Source organism: Wenxinia marina DSM 24838 (assembly GCF_000379485.1).
GTDB classification, from domain to species: domain Bacteria; phylum Pseudomonadota; class Alphaproteobacteria; order Rhodobacterales; family Rhodobacteraceae; genus Wenxinia; species Wenxinia marina.
Window position 1 is genome coordinate 48,707 of the sequence record NZ_KB902281.1, and the last position, 18,510, is coordinate 67,216.

At 72.1% G+C, this 18,510-nt stretch carries 21 protein-coding genes; 13 read left to right on the forward strand and 8 right to left on the reverse strand.

Going from position 1 to position 18,510, the window contains the following annotated elements; translation table 11 throughout:
- Nucleotides 1-16 precede the first annotated feature (16 nt).
- The 4 genes from A37W_RS23550 to A37W_RS0105695 form a co-directional block, all read right to left on the reverse strand.
- Complete coding sequence (locus tag A37W_RS23550; RefSeq protein ID WP_018302060.1) at nt 17-187, reverse strand: hypothetical protein; 171 nt, start codon at nt 185-187, stop codon at nt 17-19.
- The gene (locus A37W_RS0105685; protein ID WP_229666046.1) at nt 184-1,470 is read right to left on the reverse strand and encodes a DUF2927 domain-containing protein; all 1,287 of its coding nucleotides are present in this window, start codon (nt 1,468-1,470) and stop codon (nt 184-186) included. Before A37W_RS0105685 ends, A37W_RS23550 begins: the two co-directional genes overlap by 4 nt.
- A gap of 74 nt (nt 1,471-1,544) precedes the next feature.
- A complete protein-coding gene (locus A37W_RS0105690) occupies nt 1,545-1,997 on the reverse strand; it encodes a GNAT family N-acetyltransferase (RefSeq protein WP_018302062.1) in 453 nt (150 codons plus the stop codon).
- A gap of 88 nt (nt 1,998-2,085) precedes the next feature.
- Nucleotides 2,086-2,934 carry an AAA family ATPase gene (locus A37W_RS0105695; RefSeq protein WP_018302063.1) on the reverse strand — a complete coding sequence of 283 codons (849 nt, stop codon included), beginning with the start codon at nt 2,932-2,934 and terminating at the stop codon, nt 2,086-2,088.
- A 184-nt stretch (nt 2,935-3,118) separates the two neighbouring features.
- On the opposite strand from A37W_RS0105695, the gene dksA reads away from it, so the two are divergent.
- The 3 genes from dksA (at nt 3,119) to A37W_RS0105710 (ending at nt 5,088) form a co-directional block, all read left to right on the forward strand.
- Nucleotides 3,119-3,541: an RNA polymerase-binding protein DksA gene (gene dksA, locus A37W_RS0105700; RefSeq protein WP_018302064.1), complete on the forward strand. Its 423-nt coding sequence runs from the start codon at nt 3,119-3,121 to the stop codon at nt 3,539-3,541.
- A gap of 106 nt (nt 3,542-3,647) precedes the next feature.
- Nucleotides 3,648-3,968 carry a hypothetical protein gene (locus A37W_RS0105705; protein ID WP_018302065.1) on the forward strand — a complete coding sequence of 107 codons (321 nt, stop codon included), beginning with the start codon at nt 3,648-3,650 and terminating at the stop codon, nt 3,966-3,968.
- 13 nt (nt 3,969-3,981) lie between these two features.
- A complete protein-coding gene (locus tag A37W_RS0105710; RefSeq protein ID WP_018302066.1) occupies nt 3,982-5,088 on the forward strand; it encodes an FAD-dependent monooxygenase in 1,107 nt (368 codons plus the stop codon).
- On the opposite strand, the gene A37W_RS0105715 is transcribed toward A37W_RS0105710, so the two are convergent.
- From A37W_RS0105715 to A37W_RS0105725, 3 genes are all read right to left on the reverse strand, one after another.
- On the reverse strand, nt 5,029-5,427 hold the full coding sequence (locus tag A37W_RS0105715) for a hypothetical protein (protein WP_018302067.1): 399 nt from the start codon (nt 5,425-5,427) through the stop codon (nt 5,029-5,031). The genes A37W_RS0105710 and A37W_RS0105715 overlap by 60 nt on opposite strands.
- Complete coding sequence (xth, locus tag A37W_RS0105720) at nt 5,417-6,199, reverse strand: exodeoxyribonuclease III (protein WP_018302068.1); 783 nt, start codon at nt 6,197-6,199, stop codon at nt 5,417-5,419. Before xth ends, A37W_RS0105715 begins: the two co-directional genes overlap by 11 nt.
- A gap of 76 nt (nt 6,200-6,275) precedes the next feature.
- The gene (locus A37W_RS0105725) at nt 6,276-6,605 is read right to left on the reverse strand and encodes a HesB/IscA family protein (RefSeq protein ID WP_018302069.1); all 330 of its coding nucleotides are present in this window, start codon (nt 6,603-6,605) and stop codon (nt 6,276-6,278) included.
- 77 nt (nt 6,606-6,682) lie between these two features.
- Between A37W_RS0105725 and A37W_RS0105730 the strand changes: the two genes are divergently transcribed.
- The 10 genes from A37W_RS0105730 (at nt 6,683) to A37W_RS24240 (ending at nt 17,229) form a co-directional block, all read left to right on the forward strand.
- Entirely contained in the window at nt 6,683-7,858 is a 1,176-nt protein-coding gene (locus A37W_RS0105730) for a deoxyguanosinetriphosphate triphosphohydrolase (protein ID WP_018302070.1), read from the forward strand.
- 301 nt (nt 7,859-8,159) lie between these two features.
- A complete protein-coding gene (locus A37W_RS21040) occupies nt 8,160-10,031 on the forward strand; it encodes a cation:proton antiporter (protein ID WP_018302071.1) in 1,872 nt (623 codons plus the stop codon).
- A gap of 14 nt (nt 10,032-10,045) precedes the next feature.
- Nucleotides 10,046-11,788 (forward strand): arginine--tRNA ligase, encoded by a 1,743-nt coding sequence (gene argS / locus A37W_RS0105740; protein ID WP_018302072.1) that lies wholly within the window; start codon nt 10,046-10,048, stop codon nt 11,786-11,788.
- A 100-nt stretch (nt 11,789-11,888) separates the two neighbouring features.
- Nucleotides 11,889-12,878 (forward strand): SPOR domain-containing protein, encoded by a 990-nt coding sequence (locus A37W_RS0105745; protein WP_188754183.1) that lies wholly within the window; start codon nt 11,889-11,891, stop codon nt 12,876-12,878.
- A gap of 9 nt (nt 12,879-12,887) precedes the next feature.
- Complete coding sequence (locus A37W_RS0105750; protein ID WP_018302074.1) at nt 12,888-13,877, forward strand: glycoside hydrolase family 3 N-terminal domain-containing protein; 990 nt, start codon at nt 12,888-12,890, stop codon at nt 13,875-13,877.
- Nucleotides 13,878-13,886: 9 nt separating this feature from the next.
- Entirely contained in the window at nt 13,887-14,672 is a 786-nt protein-coding gene (locus A37W_RS0105755; RefSeq protein WP_018302075.1) for a segregation and condensation protein A, read from the forward strand.
- Nucleotides 14,665-15,312: an SMC-Scp complex subunit ScpB gene (scpB, locus tag A37W_RS0105760; RefSeq protein ID WP_018302076.1), complete on the forward strand. Its 648-nt coding sequence runs from the start codon at nt 14,665-14,667 to the stop codon at nt 15,310-15,312. The genes A37W_RS0105755 and scpB overlap by 8 nt, the downstream gene beginning before the upstream one ends.
- Nucleotides 15,313-15,383: 71 nt before the next feature.
- Entirely contained in the window at nt 15,384-15,875 is a 492-nt protein-coding gene (locus tag A37W_RS22725; protein WP_211206622.1) for a GNAT family N-acetyltransferase, read from the forward strand.
- A gap of 65 nt (nt 15,876-15,940) precedes the next feature.
- Nucleotides 15,941-16,759, forward strand: a complete 819-nt coding sequence (locus tag A37W_RS24235; protein WP_026198322.1) for a hypothetical protein — start codon at nt 15,941-15,943, stop codon at nt 16,757-16,759.
- 158 nt (nt 16,760-16,917) lie between these two features.
- Complete coding sequence (locus tag A37W_RS24240) at nt 16,918-17,229, forward strand: sensor histidine kinase (protein ID WP_229666049.1); 312 nt, start codon at nt 16,918-16,920, stop codon at nt 17,227-17,229.
- 141 nt (nt 17,230-17,370) lie between these two features.
- Here the strand turns inward: A37W_RS24240 and A37W_RS0105780 are convergent, their stop codons facing one another.
- Entirely contained in the window at nt 17,371-18,447 is a 1,077-nt protein-coding gene (locus tag A37W_RS0105780) for a 2'-deoxycytidine 5'-triphosphate deaminase (RefSeq protein WP_018302079.1), read from the reverse strand.
- Nucleotides 18,448-18,510: the final 63 nt, after the last annotated feature.

Genomic DNA, 18,510 nt, shown 5'->3' on the forward strand with positions numbered 1-18,510 from the left:
GGCCCCGGCGCCCGGCTCAGGCCATGGCGCGCGACACGAAGATCAGCGCGAACAGGCCGAGAAGCGCGCCGATCAGCGCATGCACCGCCGCCCATTGCAGGAGGTCGGCGGTCCGCCCCTCGCGGGCGCGGGCGCGCAGGGCGCCGATCAGGGCGCCGAGGACGAGACCGGCGAGGGGCAGGATCATCGGACGGGTCCTTCTGGCGGGGGCGACAGGCCGGCGATCTCGGCGAGGCGGTCGCGGACCGCCGCGTCGGGGCCGAAGCCGTAGCGCGCCCAGCCGAGGCTGTCCAGCCGCACCGCCGCCGCGTCCGAGCGCTGGCCCATCGCCTGCAGCGCCTCGGCGCGGACCATCATCAGGCTGGACATCAGCGCCGCGTTCTCGTGCGCCTCGGCGGCCGGGATGCCGCTGGTGGCGAGATCCAGCGCGCGGGCCGCGTCGCCTCGGCCGAGGGCGTCGGCGGCGAGGTGCAGCAGGACGTGCGCCTCGTGGAGCCGCGTCTCGGGCCGGGCGGCGAAGAGCGTCCGCGCCTCGGCCAAGACGGCCATGGCGGCGCCCGGGTCGCGGCCCACGGTCAGCCGGCCGAGGACGTAGAGGGAGAAGCCCCGCTCCGGCCCGGTCGTCCCCGCCGCCAGCTCTGCCGCGCGCGCCGCCGCCGCGCGGCGCGCCGGGCCGCTGCCGGTTCCCAGCGCGGTGCGCATCGCGTCCAGCCACGCGGCCGAGGCATCGCGGGGGAGGGCGCCCGGCCGCTCTCCGCCCGGGTTCAGTCGGGCGAGGACCGCCGGCAGCCGCGCCGCCACCTCGCCCTCGCTCATCCCCGAGCGCAGTTCGGGCGCGTAGAGCGCGCGCAGGACCAGCATGTCGAAGCCGGTGAGGATCGTGTGGATGTTGTCGTCGTTGAAGACGGAATCCGGCAGACGGTACAGGTCGTTCGGCGGTCCCAGCGCCTGCGCCAGCTCCTCGTGCAGGCAGTCGCGCACCTCCTGCGGCGCCTCGTCGGCGGGCAGGAAGATCGCGGCGCGGGTGCGCTGGCGCAGCAGCGTCCAGTCGATCACCGGTGCGTTGCGCAGGGCGAGGTACTCGCCCCACGACCGGACGTTCGGGACCGTGAAGCAGGCGGCGCCGGGCACCGCACGCACCAGCTCGGCCTTCGGGACCGCGACGACGGTGATCGCCGCCACGCGGCCGTCGACGGGGCGGATGTCGATCCCGGCCTCGGTGCGCAGCCGCGCGACCAGCGCCGCGAGGTCGTGGCGCAGGGCCGGAGACGGCGCGCCGGACAGCGTCACCGTCACCGGCCCCTCGAACCGCGTCAGGACAGGAACCGTACGTCCGCTCTCCATCCGGAAGGCGAGGTCGAGGATGTCGCGGGCCATCTCGACGTTCGGCCGCATCGGCGGCGGAGCCGTCCGTCCGGTCGGCATCCGCATCGGCGGCAGCGCAAGCTCGGCCGGCTGCGCCCGGCTCACGGGGCCGCCTGCCGGTCCCGGGGCGGCCGCCGGGCCGCAGGCCGCGAGCAGGGCGCACAGAAGGAGCGCCCGCCTCACGGCAGCGGCCTGTCGTAGCGGATGAACGCGCTCTTGCGGCCGATGCGGTCGTAGAGACGCCGGGCCGTCGCGTTGAAGTCCTGCGTCAGCCAGTAGACCCGCGGCGCGCCTTCCTTGTCCGCGGCGGCGTAGACCGCCTCGATCAGCGCCCGGCCCACGCCCGTGCCGCGCACCTGCGGGTCGGCGTAGAGGTCCTGCAGGTAGCAGACCCTGTCCTGCCGCCAGCCGTGCCGGTGGAACAGGTAGTGCGCGAGACCGACGAGGTGCCCGTCCGCCTCGGCCACCAGCCCGTGGAAGTCGTCCGGATCGCCCGACAGCAGCCGCGCGAAGGTGGCGTCGTACTGCGCCGCGGGCAGCTCGGTCTCGTAGAAGGCGAGATAACCTCGCCAGAGGCGCGCCCAGTCGAGGCGGTCGGCAGCGGCGAGCGGGCGGATCAGGATCTCGGTCACGTCGGGTCCACGACAAGGAAGCACCGTCCGACAACCGTCGGGGCGGGCAGGAGCCACTCTGCCGCCCACGCCGGTGCCGGTCGAGGGGTCAGCGCCGCTGGCCCCGCGCCATGAAGGCGAGGCGCTCGAACAGGTGCACGTCCTGCTCGGTCTTGAGGAGCGCGCCGTGCAGCCGCGGCAGCGCGTCCGTCGCGCTGCCCTTCAGATCGTCGGGCGACAGGTCGTCCGACAGGATCAGCCGCAGCCAGTCCAGCACCTCGGAGGTGGACGGCTTCTTCTTCAGCCCCGGCGTCTCGCGGATCTCGTAGAACCGGGTCAGCGCCGCGGTCAGCACCGCCTCGCGGATGCCGGGATGGTGGACCTCGACGATCCGCCACATCGTCTCGATGTCGGGAAAGCGGATGTAGTGGAAGAAGCAGCGCCGCAGGAACGCGTCCGGCAGCTCCTTCTCGTTGTTCGAGGTGATGATGACGACCGGCCGGTGCCGCGCCCGCACCGTCTCGCCGGTCTCGTAGACGTGGAACTCCATCCGGTCGAGCTCGGTCAGCAGGTCGTTCGGAAACTCGATGTCGGCCTTGTCGACCTCGTCGATCAGCAGCACCACCCGCTCGTCCGCATCGAAGGCCTGCCACAGCTTGCCGCGGCGGATGTAGTTCGCGACGTCGTGCACCCGCTCGTCGCCGAGCTGGCTGTCCCGCAGGCGGCTGACGGCGTCGTACTCGTACAGGCCCTGGGCGGCGCGGGTGGTCGACTTCACGTGCCACTCGATGAGATCCATGCCAAGCGAGGCCGCGACCTGCCGGGCCAGCTCGGTCTTGCCCGTTCCCGGCTCTCCCTTCACCAGGAGCGGCCGCTCCAGTGTGACCGCGGCGTTCACCGCGATGGCCAGATCGTCCGTCGCCACATACGCGTCCGTGCCCGTGAAGGTGCCTGCCACCGTGCTGCCTCATCCTTGCCCGGGGCACAGGATAGGCCCGCACGGGCACGGCCACAACGCATGACACAGGCAGGGAAATCCGGGGGGTGACAGCGTTGGACCGACGGAGTATGTGGGCGCCATAAGGGGGGTCGACGTGTCGAACGACCTTGAAAATCACGGTGACAGGTTCGGGGGAGCAGCGATGAAGGCCGAGGTCTTTGTACCGGATGATTACCGTCCCGCCGAGGACGAGCCGTTCATGAACGAGCGCCAGCTCGAATACTTCCGCCGCAAGCTGTTGCACTGGAAGTCCGAGCTGATGGCCGACAGCCGCGACACGATCGAGGGCATGCGCGACCAGACCCGCAACATCCCCGACATCGCCGACCGCGCGAGTGAAGAGACCGACCGCGCGCTGGAACTTCGCACCCGCGACCGCCAGCGCAAGCTGGTCGCCAAGATCGACAGCGCCCTGCGCCGGATCGACGAGGGCGAGTACGGATTCTGCGAGATCACCGGCGAGCCGATCTCGCTCAAGCGCCTCGACGCCCGCCCGATCGCCACGATGAGCCTCGAGGCGCAGGAGCGGCACGAGCGGCGCGAGCGGGTGCACCGCGACGACTGACGGGCGCCGCGTCAGGCCGCGCCTTGGCGGTGTCGCCCGATGATTAACCATTCGTCAACCACCGATACCTCATTCTGCCGCGGACGACGCGGGCAGGAGGGGACACATGGGACGCACGTTGATCGCGGCGGCGCTGACGGCGCTGAGCACGGCCGCGACCGCAGACCCGGAAGGTTCGGTGAGGTCGGCGTACCTCGCCTGCGCGGTCTTCGATTCGACGGGTCTACTCAGCGCCCCGTGCGAGGTGTCGGGCTGGCATTCGGCGGTCGACGTGAGCATCGACACCTCCGCCCGCGAGGCGCAGGAAATCTGCCGCGGCGTGGCGGCGATGCTGCGCGACAGGGCGGCGCTCTTCGATCCCGGCTGGTCCCTGCGCATCTACTCCCCGTTCTCGAGCGGCAACACGATCGCGACCTGCGGCCTCTGATCCCCCGGGCCGCATGGACCTGACAGGATGCCCGGCCACGATCGTCGGCGGCGGGATCGGCGGCATGGCCGCGGCGCTGGCGCTGGCGCGGGCCGGGGCGCTTGTGACGGTGCACGAGGCGGCGCCGGCGCTGACGGAGGTCGGGGCGGGCCTGCAGGTCAGCGCGAACGGGCAGGCGGCGCTGCGGGCGCTCGGCCTGGCGGACGCGCCGGCGGGCGCCGTCGTCTCCACCGGCACCGTGATGCGCGGGCACCGCGGCCGGGCAATGACGCGCCTGCCGCCGCCGGCCGCGGGGGCGACGTGGTACGTCCACCGCGCGGACCTGCTGTCGATGCTGACGGAGGGCGCACAGGCGGCGGGCGCGCGGATCGTCACCGGCTCGCGTCTCGCACCCGGAGAGGCGGGCGGCGATCTCGTCGTCGCCGCCGACGGCTCCCGGTCGGCCCACCGGGTGCTGATCGACGGCCCCGCCGAGGCCCGCTTCGCCGGGCAAGTCGCGTGGCGGGCGCTCGTCCCGGCCGAGGGGACGCCGGCGCCGGAGGCGTCGCTGACGATGGGGCCGGGGGCGCATGTCGTCTCGTATCCGCTGCGGGGCGGGCGTCTGATGAACCTCGTCGCGGTGGAGGAGCGGCGGGACTGGACGGAGGAGGGCTGGCGCCTGCCCGGCGATCCGGCCGAATTCCGGCGCCGCTTCTCCGCCTTCGGCGGTCCGCTGGGCGACCTGATCGCGCGGGTGGAGGAGGTGAACCTCTGGGCGCTGCACCTGCGCCCGGTCGCGGAGCGCTGGCAGGACGGCCGGACCGCGCTGCTGGGGGACGCGGCGCACCCGACGCTGCCCTTCGCCGCCCAGGGGGCGTGCCTGGCGCTGGAGGATGCGGCGATCCTCGGCCGGGCCCTCGCCCTGGCGACCGACATCCCCGACGCGCTCCGCCGCTACGAGGCCGCCCGCCGCACCCGCGCGGCCCGTGTCGTCCGCCTCGCCGGCGGGAACGCCTGGCGCTTCCACGTGCGCTGGCCGCTGACATGGGGCCGGGCAGTGGTGCTGCGGCTGGGGGGCGGGCTACTCGCCCGCGGAATGGACGCGGTTTACGACCACGACCCCGCCACGGTCGCCCTGTGAGACCGTATCGGGAAACGGCCGGCGCATCCGCGCCGTGACCCGCTCCAGCACCTCGTTGGTGCGGTAGTCGACGCGGTAGAGGTCGCCCTCGATCCGCATGTAGACCCACGGCCCGTCCGGCACGGGCAGGCCGTAGTAGCTCAGCTCGTGCACGATCCGCGTCGCGTCCCGCGGCAGGATCGCCCCGATCTCCACCGGCGCGGGGCCGAGGTCGCGCGCCCGCACCGCCTCTGTCCGCACCTCGGCGCAGCTGGCGCCCGCGGCCGCCATGCGGCACTGCGCGGAGGCGGCCTGCGGCAGCGCGAGGGCCGCCGTCAGGAGAAGGACCTCACGCCGCAAGGTCGAGCCAGACGGGCACGTGGTCCGACGGCTTGTCGCGGCCCCGCACCTCGGCCTCGATCCAGCACTCGGTCATCAGGTCCGCCGCCTGCGGCGTCAGAAGGTGATGGTCGATGCGGATGCCGTCGTTCCTGTCCCAGGCGCCGCGCTGGTAGTCCCAGAACGAATAGTGCCCGCCGCCCGCGACCCTCGCACGAAAGGCTTCGGTCAGGCCGAGGTTCAGCAGGCGCCGGAACGCGTCCCGCGTCTGCGGCAGGGCGAGCGCGTCGGTGCGCCACGCCTCGGGCCGCCTGGCGTCCTCGTCCTGCGGGATCACATTGTAGTCGCCGCAGAAGACCGACGGCATCTCGGACGCCAGCACCTCTTCCACCCGCGCCTTCATCCGCGCCATCCAGCCCAGCTTGTAGTCGTACTTCGGACCGGGCGCCGGGTTGCCGTTCGGCAGGTAGAGGCCGCACAGCCGCACCGCCTGCCGGTCGCCCATCACCGTCGCCTCGATCCAGCGCGCCTGGTCGTCGCGGTCGTCGCCGGGCAGGCCGCGCGTCACGTCCTCCAGCGGCAGCCTCGAGAGGATCGCGACGCCGTTGAAGCCCTTCTGGCCGTGCGTCTCCACCCGGTAGCCGAGATCCTCGAAATGCTCGCGCGGGAACGCCTCGTCCTGCGACTTGATCTCCTGCAGGAGGGCGACGTCGGGTGTCCGCTCCTCCAGCCAGGCGGTCAGCGCCTCGATCCGGGCGCGGATGCCGTTGATGTTGAAGGTGGCGATGCGCAAGGGTAGGTCTCTCGATGATGCGGCGGTCGCGTCCGACCCTGGGGGTCGGGGGCGCCGGGCGCAAGACCCGCCGGCCCTACATCGAGAACGAGACGCCGCAGCCGCAGGACGAGGTGACGTTGGGGTTGTCGACGACGAAGCGCGCGCCGATCAGCTCGTCCCGGAAGTCGATGACGGCGTCCTGCAGGAACGGCAGCGAGACGCTGTCCACCACCACCCGCTCGCCGCCCGGACCCTCGAGAACGAGGTCGTCCTCGGCCGGCTCGGCCAGGCTGATGTCGTACTGGAAGCCCGAGCAGCCGCCGCCTTCCACCGCGACGCGCAGGGCCTTGCCGTCGGCCTGCGCGCCGATCTCGGTCAGGCGCTCGTAGGCGCGGGGGGTCACTTTCGGGGGCAGGGTCAGCATGGATCGCCTCTTCAGGTCGGGCCGAAACGGGATATAGGGGGGACAGGCAAGACGAACAAGAACAGAGGGGGAGCGGCATGGGCGCCGCCTACGCCTCGCGCCCGGAGGAGAGCAGGGGACGGCTCTTTCCGGAAGAGGAAAGCACCTTCCGCTCGCCGTTCCAGCGGGACCGCGACCGGATCATCCACGCCTCGGCCTTTCGCAGGCTGAAGCACAAGACGCAGGTCTTCGTCGAGCACGAGGGCGATTACTTCCGCACGCGCCTGACCCACTCGATCGAGGTGGCGCAGGTGGCGCGGACCGTCGCCGCGGCGCTGGACCTGAACGTCGAGCTGACCGAGGCGGTGGCGCTGGCCCACGACCTCGGGCATCCGCCGTTCGGGCATACGGGGGAAGAGGCGCTGAACGACCTGATGGCGCCCCACGGCGGGTTCGACCACAACGCCCAGGCGATCCGCATCGTCACCTCGCTGGAGCGGCACTACGCCGAGTTCGACGGACTGAACCTCACCTGGGAAACCCTTGAGGGGATTGCCAAACACAACGGGCCCGTGCCCGCGCCGTATCCTTATGCGCTCGCCGACTACAACGCCCGCCACGACCTGGAGCTGCCCACACACGCCAGCGCCGAGGCGCAGGTCGCGGCCCTCAGCGACGACATCGCCTATTCGCACCACGACCTGCACGACGGCCTGCGGGCCGAGCTGTTCTCGACCGACGAGCTGGCCGAGCTGCCGGTGCTGCGGGACTGCTTCGCCGAGGTGGACCGCGCGTATCCGGGCCTGAACTACTACCGCCGCCGGCACGAGGCGCTGCGCCGCTTCTTCGGCATCCTCGTTGAGGACGTGATCGGTCTGGCCCGCCGCACCCTGGCCGACGAGGGCCCCCGCTCCGCCCAGGAGGTGCGCCATGCCGGACGCATGATGGTGAGGTTTTCCGATGATTTGTGGGCCGACCTGAAGGTGATCCGCCGGTTCCTGTTCCACCGGATGTACCGCCACCCCCGTGTCGTCGAGATGCGGGCGGAGGTGACGCAGGTGATCTCGGACCTGTTCCCGCTGTTCATGGCCGATCCGTCCAACCTGCCCAGGCAGTGGCGCAAGGACGTGGCCGAGGCGGCGGACGACACCGCGCTGGCCCGGATCGTCGCCGATTACATCGCCGGCATGACCGACCGGTTCGCGATCCAGGAACATGCGCGGCTGACGGGATCGGACATGGTGGAGCGCACGCGCGTCCTCGGCATCGCCTGACGGCGTCCGGCGCTCGCGCTTCGCGCATCGCCCCGCCCGCCATCCCCGGCGCCGCAGGGCTTTTGCCGTAGCGCCGAGCGGGAGCGAGAGGTTCCCGCCTCTGCTTGGGAAGCGGTTCAGGGGCAGGTGTGCCCCTGAACGCGCCTCCTGTCAGCGTCATGCGATTCGGCGGAGCGTCAAGGAGCTTCGCCCGGCTTCGCCGGCGCGCTGACGCGCGTCCTTGACCCTCCGCCGAATCGCGGGGGCCTTGACGGGGGCGGTGTGAGCGGCACCTTCGGGCGAGCAATTCGGGGAGCGGACGATGGAACACGGCCTGTCGCCGGTGATGGTCTTCGCGGCGGTGGGCGCGATCGGCGTGGGTTCGCAATGGCTGGCCTGGCGGCTGCGGCTGCCGGCGATCGTGCTGATGCTGGCCGCGGGCGTGCTGATCGGGCCGGGGCTGGGACTGATCGACCCGGCCCGCGACATCGGCACCCTGCTGCAGCCGATGATCGCCGTCGCGGTCGCGATCATCCTGTTCGAGGGCGGTCTCACGCTGAACCTGCGGCACCTTCGCGACGCCCGAGAGGGGGTGCGCCGGCTGGTCTGGCTGGGCGCGCCGCTGGGCTGGGTGTTCTCCACGCTCGCACTGCGCTGGGGGGCGGGCCTGTCGTGGGAGAGCGCGACGGTCTTCGGCGGCATCATGATCGTGACCGGCCCCACCGTCATCGCGCCGCTGCTGCGGCAGGCGCGGCTGGCGCGGCGGCCGGCGCAGTTGCTGCAGTGGGAGGCGATCCTGAACGATCCGGTCGGCGCGCTGGCCGCGGTGCTGGCTTTCGAGGTCGTGCTGGTGCGCTACAGCAGCACGACGGTGGGCGAGGGCATCTTCGACCTCGTTCTCGGCGTCGTCGTCGCGGCGGCCCTCGGCGCCGGCGCCGGCTACGGGATCGCACGGGCCTTCCGGCGCGGCGCGGTGCCGGAGTTCATGAAGGTGCCGGTGCTCTTCGCGCTGCTCCTTGGCGTGTTCGCTCTGGCCGACGCGGTGCTTCACGAGAGCGGCCTGCTGGCGGTGACCGTGATGGGCCTCGTCATCGCCAATTCGGACCTGCCGTCCTACACCGAGATCCGGCGGTTCAAGGAGTACGCGACGGTCCTCCTCGTCTCGGGCGTCTTCGTCCTTCTCGCCGCGTCGCTGGACCTGTCGCTGATCTTCGCGCTCGATTGGCGGGCGCCGTTCTTCGTCGCGCTCGCCGTCCTCGTCGCCCGGCCGGCCACCGTGTTCCTGTCCTTCCTCGGCTCGCGCGTGCCGTGGCGCGAGCGCGTCCTGCTGGCGCTGACCGCGCCGCGGGGCGTCGTCCTCGTCGCCGTCGCCGGCCTTTTCGGAGAGCGGCTGGTGGAGATCGGCGTCGCGGACGGCGCGCAGATCGCGCCGCTGGCCTTCGCCCTCGTCGCGGCGACGGTCCTGCTGCATGGCTTCGCACTGCGCCCGCTCGCGCGGCTGCTCGGCCTTTCGGGCGGGGCGGTGCCGGGGGTCGTGCTCGTCGGCGGCTCGTCCTTCGCCAAGGCGCTGGCCGAGGCGCTGCACAAGGCGGAGGTGCCGGTGCTGCTGACCGATCCGAACTATTCCCGCCTGCTGCGCGCCCGCGTCGAGGGGGTGCCGGTCTTCATGGGCGACATCCTGTCCGAGGCGGCGGAGGAGAACCTGGAGCTGATCCATTACGACACGCTCATCGCCGCCACCGACAACGACGCCTACAACACGCTCGTCGCGACCGACCTCGGCCCCGAGTTCGGTCGCGAGACGGTCTTTCAGGTCGCCCGGGAGAAGCGCGAGAGCGCGCGGCACCAGCTGCCGGCGACCCTGGGCGGGCGGCCGTTCGGCGGTGACGCCACGCTGGCAGACCTGACGCAGGCGATGGCGGACGGCTGGAAGGTCCGTGTCACCCGTCTGACCGAGGAGTACGACCTGGCCGCCTGGCGCGACGACCGCCCCAACGCGCGCCTTCTCGCCGTGATCGGGCGGGACAGGACGATCCGCTTCGTGAACGACGGCGAGGATCTGTCGCCCGGATCCGACACCCGGCTGGTCGCCCTCGTCCCGCCCGACGAGGTGCGGGCCGCGCGCGAGGCGCGGGCCGCGGGCGAGGAGGCCGCGTTGACGCGCGACGGCGGAGTGGTAAAGGCGGGGACCTGAAAGGAACCCGACCCATGAACCTCTTCGCCGATATCCGCGCCCTCGTCGTCTCCACCCTGGAAGGGATGGCGCGAGACGGCGTGCTGCCGGAGGGGCTGGATTGGTCCAACGTGGCGGTCGAGCCGCCCCGGGACGCGGGACACGGCGACATGGCGACGAACGCCGCCATGGTGCTCGCCAAGCCCGCCGGGCAGAAGCCCCGCGACATCGCCGAGGCGTTGGCGGGGCGGCTGACGGCGGACGACCGCGTCGCCTCGGCCGAGGTGGCGGGGCCGGGTTTCCTGAACCTGCGGCTTGCGCCGGGCGTCTGGCAGGGCGTCGTCGCCACCGCGCTCAGCAATCCGGGCTACGGCCGGTCGGACATGGGGCAGGGCGCGAAGGTCAACGTCGAATACGTCTCGGCCAACCCCACCGGCCCCCTGCATGTCGGCCACACCCGGGGCGCCGTCTTCGGCGACGCGCTGGCGGCGCTGCTGGAGTATTCCGGCCACGAGGTGACGCGGGAATACTACATCAACGACGGCGGCGCACAGGTCGACACGCTCGCCCGGTCGGCGTTCGAGCGCTACCGCGAGGCCTGCGGCGAGGAGCCGGAGATCGCGGAAGGCCTCTATCCCGGCGACTACCTGATCCCGGTCGGCGAGGCGCTGAAGGCGAAGTACGGCACCGACTTGCTGGGCAAGGACGAGCAGTACTGGATGGCCGAGGTGCGCGACTTCGCCACGGAAATGATGATGGACCTGATCCGCGAGGATCTGGCCGCGCTCGGCGTGAAGCACGACGTCTTCTACTCCGAGAAATCGCTCTACGGCACCGGCCGGATCGAGGAGGCGATCGCCGACCTGCAAGAGAAGGGCCTGATCTACAAGGGCGTGCTGGAGCCGCCGAAGGGCAAGGTGCCCGAGGACTGGGAGCCGCGGGAGCAGACGCTGTTCCGCTCCACCGCGCACGGCGACGACGTGGACCGCCCGATCATGAAGTCGGACGGCGCCTGGACCTACTTCGCCCCCGACATCGCCTACCATTTCGACAAGATCGAGCGCGGCTTCGACCAGCTGATCGACGTGTTCGGCGCCGACCATGGCGGCTACGTCAAGCGGATGAACGCGGCCGTCGCGGCGCTGTCGGACGGGCGGGTGCCGGTCGACATCAAGCTGACTCAGCTGGTGAAGCTGTGGAAGGACGGCGAGCCGTTCAAGATGTCCAAGCGGGCGGGGACGTTCGTCACCCTGCGCGACGTGGTGGACCAGGTGGGGCCGGACGTCACCCGCTTCCACATGCTGACGCGCAAGAACGACGCGCCGCTCGACTTCGACTTCGACAAGGTGCTGGAGCAGTCCAAGGACAATCCGGTCTTCTACGTCCAGTACGCGAACGCCCGGATCAACTCGGTCCTGCGGCGGGCGCGCGAGGGCGGGATCGACGTCTCGGACGCCACGCTCGCGGCCGCCGACCTGTCCCGCCTCGACCACGAGGCGGAGGCCAAGCTGATGAGGACGCTCGCCGAATGGCCGCGCCTCGTCGAGATCGCGGCCCGCACGCACGAGCCGCACCGGGTGGCGTTCTACCTCTACGACCTCGCCAGCGACTTCCACGCGCTATGGAACCGCGGCAACGACGAGCCGGCGCTGAAGTTCGTGCAGGAGGGTGACGCGGTGGCAACACAGGCGAAAATCGCGCTTGCCCGGGCCACCGGCGTTGTGATTTCGGCCGGCCTCGGTATTCTCGGCGTGACCCCGCTGGAAGAGATGCGCTGACCTCAGTGCCGCGGCGGGGTGGGTCAGGACCCGCAACAGGGCCGGCCTCCGAGCGGTAGACGACCGGGGAGACGACAACTCCGGCGGCATGAGGCGAGCGATGGCAGTGACACCCGACGCACATGGTGCGGACCCCGAGTCCGTGGACAATCCCGAGGCCCACGTCCCGCTGGCCGCCCGGGCCGGCAGGGCGATGCAGATCGGCGCCGCGAGCGTGTCGCTGGCACTGATGGTCGGCGTCGGCGTCTGGGGCTACCGCCTGATGGTGCGCGACGCGACCGGAATTCCCGTGGTGCGCGCGATGCAGGGCCCGCTCCGCGAGCGGCCCGAGGCGCCGGGCGGAGAGGTGGCGTTGAACGTCGGCCTTGCCGTGAACGCCGTGGCCGCCCAGGGCGGCGCGGCGCCGACCGAGGAGACGATGGTGCTGGCCCCGCCCGGACAGGGGCTGACGGAAGAGGATCTGATCGCCAGCCCGATGCTGGAGAACGAGGACAGCATGCGTCCAGAGACCGGTGTTCCGGCCGAGGAGGCGCCGACCGCGGCCTCGATCGGCGCGGACGAGGTGGGCGGGGTCGAGGACCGTCCCCTGTCGGCCGACGAGGTGCTGGCGCTGGCCGACCGGATCGCCGCGGGCGCCGCGCCGCTGTCCGGCCTGCCGCCCGAGGAGGTCGCCTCCGGCCCCGGCGCCCCGGCGCCGACGGACCTGATCGCCGCCTCGGTCCCCGGCGTGTCGCGCGCCCCGCGTCCGCCGTCGCGGCCGCGCACCGCCGCCGCCGCTCCGCAGATCACGGATGCCGAGCACACTTCCGCCATCGCCGTCCGGGCCGAGGCATTCCCGCTCGGCACCACGCTGGTGCAGCTGGGCGCCTACCCCGACGAGGGCGCGGCCACCGCCGCCTGGACCCGCATCTCCAGCGACTTCTCTGACTTCATCGCCGGCCGCGAGCCGGTGATCCAGGCCGCCGAGAGTGCCGGCCAGACCTTCTACCGCCTGCGCGCCATCGGCTTCGAGGATCTCGCCGACGCCCGCCGTTTCTGCTCGGCACTCGTCGCGGAAGAGGCCGACTGCATCCCCGTCGTCGTCCGCTAGGAACCCCGCATGGCCCCCGTCGCTGCGATCATCGGCCTGGAAGGCACCACCATCGGCCCCGAGGAGCGGGCGTTCCTGCGCGAGGCCGATCCCTGGGGCGCGATCCTGTTCGGCCGCAACGTGGACAGCCCCGACCAGCTGCGCGTCCTGACCTCCGACTTCCGCGAGATCGTGGGCCGCAACGCGCCCGTGCTGATCGACCAGGAGGGCGGCCGCGTGCAGCGCCTGCGCGCCCCGCACTGGCGCGAATTCCTGCCCGCGCTCGACCAGATGAAGCGGGCGACCAACCCGATGCGCGCCCAGTGGGTGCGCAACCGCCTGATCGCGCACGAACTGCGCGAGGTCGGGGTCGACGTGAACTGCGCACCGCTGGCCGATCTGGTCGAGGCAGGCACCCATCCCGTCCTTCTCAACCGCCTCTACGGCGACGACGTGGCGACCGTCGTCGACGCCGCCCGCGCCGCGGCGGACGGGATGCTGGCGGGCGGGGTCCTGCCGGTGCTCAAGCACATCCCCGGCTACGGCCGGGCGCAGGTGGACAGTCACCTGTCGCTGCCCCGCATCGACGCCGCCGCGGGCGCGCTGGCCGAACGGGATTTCGCGCCGTTCCGGGCGCTGTCCGACCTGCCGATGGGGATGACCGCGCACATCGTCTTTTCCCGCATCGATGCCGACCGTGCCGCGACCGTCTCGCCGTCCCTGATCGCGATGATCCGCGACCAGATCGGTTTCGACGGCCTGCTGATGTCCGACGACCTGGGGATGGAGGCGCTGTCCGGCACCCCGGCCGAGCGGACGCGGGCCACGCTCGCCGCCGGCTGCGACGTCGCCCTCTACGGCAACGGCACGCTGGACGACCGCCGCGCGGTCGCCGAGGCGGCTCCGGTGCTGCAGGGACAGGCGTTGACCCGGGCCGAGGCCGCGCTCGCCCGACGCCACCCGCCCGAGCCCGTTGACATCGGCGCCCTCGACGACGAACTTGGTGCGCTGTTGGCCTGAGGGGTCGCGATGATTGGTGCGGAGGTGTTCGAGGGCGGCGTGGCCGAACGGCTCGCCGCCGAGGCGCTGATCGTCGACGTCGACGGCTTCGAGGGGCCGCTCGACCTGCTTCTGACGCTGTCGCGCACCCAGAAGGTCGACCTGCGCCAGATCTCCATCCTCGCGCTGGCCGAGCAGTACCTCGCCTTCGTCGAGCAGGCCAAGGCGCTGCGGATCGAGCTGGCCGCCGATTACCTCGTCATGGCCGCGTGGCTCGCGTTCCTGAAGTCCCGCCTGCTCCTGCCGCCCGATCCGACCGAGGAGGGGCCCTCGGGCGAGGAACTCGCCGCGCACCTGGCCTTCCAGCTGGAGCGCCTGCAGGCGATGCGCGAGGCGGCGGCCAAGCTTATGGCCCGCGACCAGAAGGGCCGCGACTTCTTTTCCCGCGGCCTGACCGAGGACGTGGCGCGGGTCCGCACCGTGCGCTGGACCGCGACCCTCCTCGACCTGATGCAGGGCTACGCCCGGATCCGCACCCGCGACGAGTTCCGCCCCTTCGTCATGGACCGCGAGGCGATCATGACGATGGAGCAGGCGCTGGACCGGATGCGCCACCTCATCGGTTTCGCCGGCGACTGGACCGACATCGCGTCCTATCTGCCCGAAGGGTGGGAGACGGACCCGGCCCGCCGCCGCTCCTCCACCGCCGCCACCTTCGCAGCCTCGCTGGAGCTGGCCAAGGAGGGCAAGGTGGAGCTGCGGCAGGCCGAGACCTTCGCGCCGATCCAGCTGCGCCGCCGCGACCGCCATGGCTGATCCCGACGAGACGCCCCCGCGCGAGACGCTGTTCGAAGCGCCGCCGATGGCCGAGCAGGAGCGCATGGTCGAGGCCATCCTCTTCGCCACGGCCGAGCCGGTGACGGTGGCCGAGCTCGCCGGCCGGATGCCCCACGGCTGCGAGCCGGCCCAGGCGCTGGAGCATCTGCGCCGCCGCTATGAGGGCCGGGGCGTCGGCGTCGTCCGCGTCGGCGACGCCTGGGCGATCCGCACCGCGCCGGATCTCGGCTTCCTGATGCGCAAGGAAACGGTGGAGACGCGCAAGCTGTCCCGCGCGGCGATCGAGACGCTGGCCATCGTCGCCTACCACCAGCCGGTCACGCGGGCCGAGATCGAGGAGATCCGCGGCGTCAGCGTCTCCCGCGGGACGGTCGACCAGCTGCTCGAGATGGAGTGGATCCGCTTCGGCCGCCGCCGCATGTCGCCCGGCCGCCCCGTCACCTTCGTCGTCACCGAGACCTTCCTCGACCATTTCGGCCTGGAGAGCGCGCGCGACCTGCCGGGGCTCAAGGAGCTGCGCTCCGCCGGCCTGCTGGACAACCGCCCGCCGCCCGGCACGCCCGCCCCGGGCGACGAGGACGACGACGGCGAACAGGCTGCCCTGTTCGAGGACGAATGACCGAGCCAGACCCAGCCCCCGCGCCACCCCCGCCGGAACCCGACCGCCCCGCCCCGGGGCAGGCAGTGGAGGTGCGCCCGCTCGACCGGCCGGAGGACGTCGGGCCCCTCGAAGCGTTGCTTGCCGAATACCTGCAGCTGGTCGCCGACCAGTTCGATCCTCCGCGCTTCGACCCCGTCGCCGCCCTTGCCGACACGATGGACCACCTCGCCCAGACCCTGCCGCCGAAGGGGCGGACCTTCGGCGCGTTCGAGGGCGACGCGATTCTGGGTACCGCGATGGTGCGGATGGTCGGACCCGGCCGGGCGGAACTGAAGCGGTTCTACGTCCGCCCCGAAACGCGGGGGCGGGGGGTGGGCGCCGCGCTCCTCGGGGCGGCGATCCGGCAGGCGCAGACGCTCGGCGCGACCGTCCTGCTGCTCGACACGGTCGACAGCCTGACCGCCGCGCGGCGGCTATACGAGGGGTTCGGGTTCCGCGAGCGGGGGGCCTACGACGAGGCCGATTCGCTGCGCACGCCGCGGATGCTGGACCGGATCGTCTTCTACGAGCGATCCTTCTGATCCATCTTCACCGGATGGTAAGGCTCTGATCCCATCCTCGGCGCACGTTTCCGCGGGGTGCCACGATGATCCGACCGCGCTTTGCCGTCGCTCTTCGCCGGCCAAGCCTTGCGCCGCGTACCATCCGGCGGCTGTCGTTCGCCTGTCTGGTCCTGCTGTGCCTCGCGCTGCCGCTCGTGATCGCCGGTCGGATCCACGAGGTCCGGACGCAGCGGCTGTCGACCGAGCTGAACCTCGCCGTCCTGGGGCTGGAGCGGTCTATCGGCTATGGCGGCCTTATTCATCTGTTCAAGAACGCGGTCCTGCGCGGCGCGGAAGAGCCGGCCTATCTGTCCGGCGCGGAGGAGGCCGCCGCTCGCGCGCTGGCGTACATGGACAAGATCGAGCTGATCCAGCGTGACCTCGGCCTCGGCGTCGGCCTCTCGAACCAGCGGCAGGCCATCACGGCCTACGCCGAGGCCGTCGCAACCATCCGCGCGATGCACGCCGCCGGGCGGCCGATCGCCGAGATCGACGCGGCGGTACGCTACGACGACGTCCCCGCGCTGCGCGACGTCTGGGCCCTGCACGCCCGCATTGCCGAGGTGCTGAACGACCGGCTCGACGCACTCCGCCCCGTCGTCTCGATCCTGTCCCATCTTGCGCTCGTCAGCCTGTTCTTCCTCGTCGTGGGCGGTCAGCTCTACCGCCTGACCCGCAGCGCGACGACATGGAGACGTTCACCGGCATCGCCGCGCACGACCTGCGGGGGCCGCTCCTGCAGATGCAGGATCTCTCGCGCTTCCTCATCGAGGACCTGTCCGAGACGCCGCCCGACATGGCCGAGGCGCGGCGCCTCGCGGACGGCATTTCCCGCGCCGCCGCGCGGCTCGACCGGGTGGTGACCGGGACGCTCGACTACGTCCGCGCCGGCAGGGAGGAAGGCTCGGCCCTCACCGACCTCGGCGGAATTATCCGGGATATCGCCGCCGCCTGCCTGCCGTCCGGCGCCCGTCTGACGGTGGAAGGAGAGCTGCCGGCGGTGCCGGCCCGGCCGGTGGAGATGGACATCGTCCTGCGCAACCTCATCGACAACGCGGTGAAGCATCACCCGCACCGGACCCCGACGATCAGCGTCACCTACCGCCCCGGCGCCGGCGGGCGCGCCCATGTCGTGGAGGTGGCGGACGACGGCCCCGGCATCCCGCCGGAGCGACGCGACACTCTGTTCCGTCCCGGCGGCACCGTCGCGGGAGAGGAGCGGGGCATGGGCCTCGCCATGGTCCGCCGCCTCGTCGACGGCTGGGGCGGCACGGTCGACGTCGCTGACGCGCCGGGCGGCGGGGCGCTGTTCCGCGTGGCGTGGCCGGGCTGAGGCGGGTGGCGCGTCACCGACAACGGGAGAGGCAGAGCGGACATCGACCGTCGGACGCAGCGACAGTGTTCGCAGCGGTGCGACCGGTGCCCGACGGTGCGCGGCAGGCGTGAAGCCGGCTCAATCGCACCGAGGCGGCGCTCAGTCCGCGCGGAAATGCTTGGACAGTTTCAGCCCCTGGCCCTGGTAGTTCGAGGCGATGCCGGCCCCGTACAGCTGCCGCGGCACCTCGGCCATCCGCTCGTAGATCAGCCGCCCCACGACCTGCCCGTGCTCCAGCACGAACGGCGCTTCGTGGCAGCGCACCTCCAGCACGCCGCGGCTGCCGGCGCCGCCCGCCGCCGCCCACCCGAAGCCGGGATCGAAGAAGCCGGCATAGTGCACGCGGAACTCGCCGACGAGGGCGAGATAGGGGGCCATCTCGGCGGCGTAGGCGGGCGGGATCGCGATCGCTTCGCGGCTGACGAGGATGTAGAACGCGCCGGGGTCGAGGATGATGTGCCCGTCCTCGGCGTGGACCTCCTCCCAGTAGTCCGACGCACGGTAGTGGCCGACCTGCGCCAGGTCGATCAGCCCGGTATGCGGCTTCGCCCGCCAGCCGACCAGGGTGCCGGACGCCGGCCGCAGATCGACCGAGAAGCCGAGGCCGCCGGAGATCTCCGCCGGCCCGTCCACGATCGGCGTGTCGGCGTGCAGCGCCGCCAGCTCGGGATCGCCGAGCCGCGTGTCGCCATCCCGAAAGATCACCTGCGTCAGCATCTGCCCCTCGCGCGCCACGACCGAGAAGGAGCGCGGACAGATCTCCACCCAGAGCGGCCCCCGATACCCGGCAGGTATGCGATCGAACTCGGTCCCGCGGTCGGTCAGCACCCGCGTCAGCAGGTCCAGCCGGCCGATGGACGACTTCGCCGACGCCGCGCCGGACACCCCCTCCGGCAGCACCAGCGATTCGAGGAGGGGGACGACGTAGACGCAGCCCTTCTCCAGCACCGCGCCGGAGCTGAGGTCGATCTCGTGCATGGTGAAGTCGGCGAGGCGCCGCTCCACCGTCCGGCTGCGCCCGGCGAGGAACGAGGCGCGGACGCGGTAGGCGCGGGGACCGAGCCGCAGGTCGAGGGAGGCCGGCTGCACCTGGCCGGGCGCGATCGGCACGGCGGTCGACACGCTCCTCGACGCGATCAGCGCCTCGATCTGCTGGCTCGCAAAGACACCCGCCATGTAAGTTCCCGCAACCCCGTGCCGACGCAGCCCTAGACGGGCGGCGGGGCGGGGTCAAACGGC

Excerpts from the sequence above, each read along its gene's own strand:
- A37W_RS23550 (WP_018302060.1), bottom strand. The coding sequence starts at position 187 with ATGATCCTGCCCCTCGCCGGTCTCGTCCTCGGCGCCCTGATCGGCGCC.
- dksA (WP_018302064.1), top strand. The coding sequence starts at position 3,119 with ATGAAGGCCGAGGTCTTTGTACCGGATGATTACCGTCCCGCCGAGGAC.
- A37W_RS0105705 (WP_018302065.1), top strand. The coding sequence starts at position 3,648 with ATGGGACGCACGTTGATCGCGGCGGCGCTGACGGCGCTGAGCACGGCC.
- A37W_RS0105710 (WP_018302066.1), top strand. The coding sequence starts at position 3,982 with ATGGACCTGACAGGATGCCCGGCCACGATCGTCGGCGGCGGGATCGGC.
- A37W_RS0105725 (WP_018302069.1), bottom strand. The coding sequence starts at position 6,605 with ATGCTGACCCTGCCCCCGAAAGTGACCCCCCGCGCCTACGAGCGCCTG.
- A37W_RS0105730 (WP_018302070.1), top strand. The coding sequence starts at position 6,683 with ATGGGCGCCGCCTACGCCTCGCGCCCGGAGGAGAGCAGGGGACGGCTC.
- A37W_RS21040 (WP_018302071.1), top strand. The coding sequence starts at position 8,160 with ATGGAACACGGCCTGTCGCCGGTGATGGTCTTCGCGGCGGTGGGCGCG.
- argS (WP_018302072.1), top strand. The coding sequence starts at position 10,046 with ATGAACCTCTTCGCCGATATCCGCGCCCTCGTCGTCTCCACCCTGGAA.
- A37W_RS0105745 (WP_188754183.1), top strand. The coding sequence starts at position 11,889 with ATGGCAGTGACACCCGACGCACATGGTGCGGACCCCGAGTCCGTGGAC.
- A37W_RS0105750 (WP_018302074.1), top strand. The coding sequence starts at position 12,888 with ATGGCCCCCGTCGCTGCGATCATCGGCCTGGAAGGCACCACCATCGGC.
- A37W_RS0105755 (WP_018302075.1), top strand. The coding sequence starts at position 13,887 with ATGATTGGTGCGGAGGTGTTCGAGGGCGGCGTGGCCGAACGGCTCGCC.
- scpB (WP_018302076.1), top strand. The coding sequence starts at position 14,665 with ATGGCTGATCCCGACGAGACGCCCCCGCGCGAGACGCTGTTCGAAGCG.
- A37W_RS24235 (WP_026198322.1), top strand. The coding sequence starts at position 15,941 with ATGATCCGACCGCGCTTTGCCGTCGCTCTTCGCCGGCCAAGCCTTGCG.
- A37W_RS24240 (WP_229666049.1), top strand. The coding sequence starts at position 16,918 with ATGGACATCGTCCTGCGCAACCTCATCGACAACGCGGTGAAGCATCAC.
- A37W_RS0105780 (WP_018302079.1), bottom strand. The coding sequence starts at position 18,447 with ATGGCGGGTGTCTTTGCGAGCCAGCAGATCGAGGCGCTGATCGCGTCG.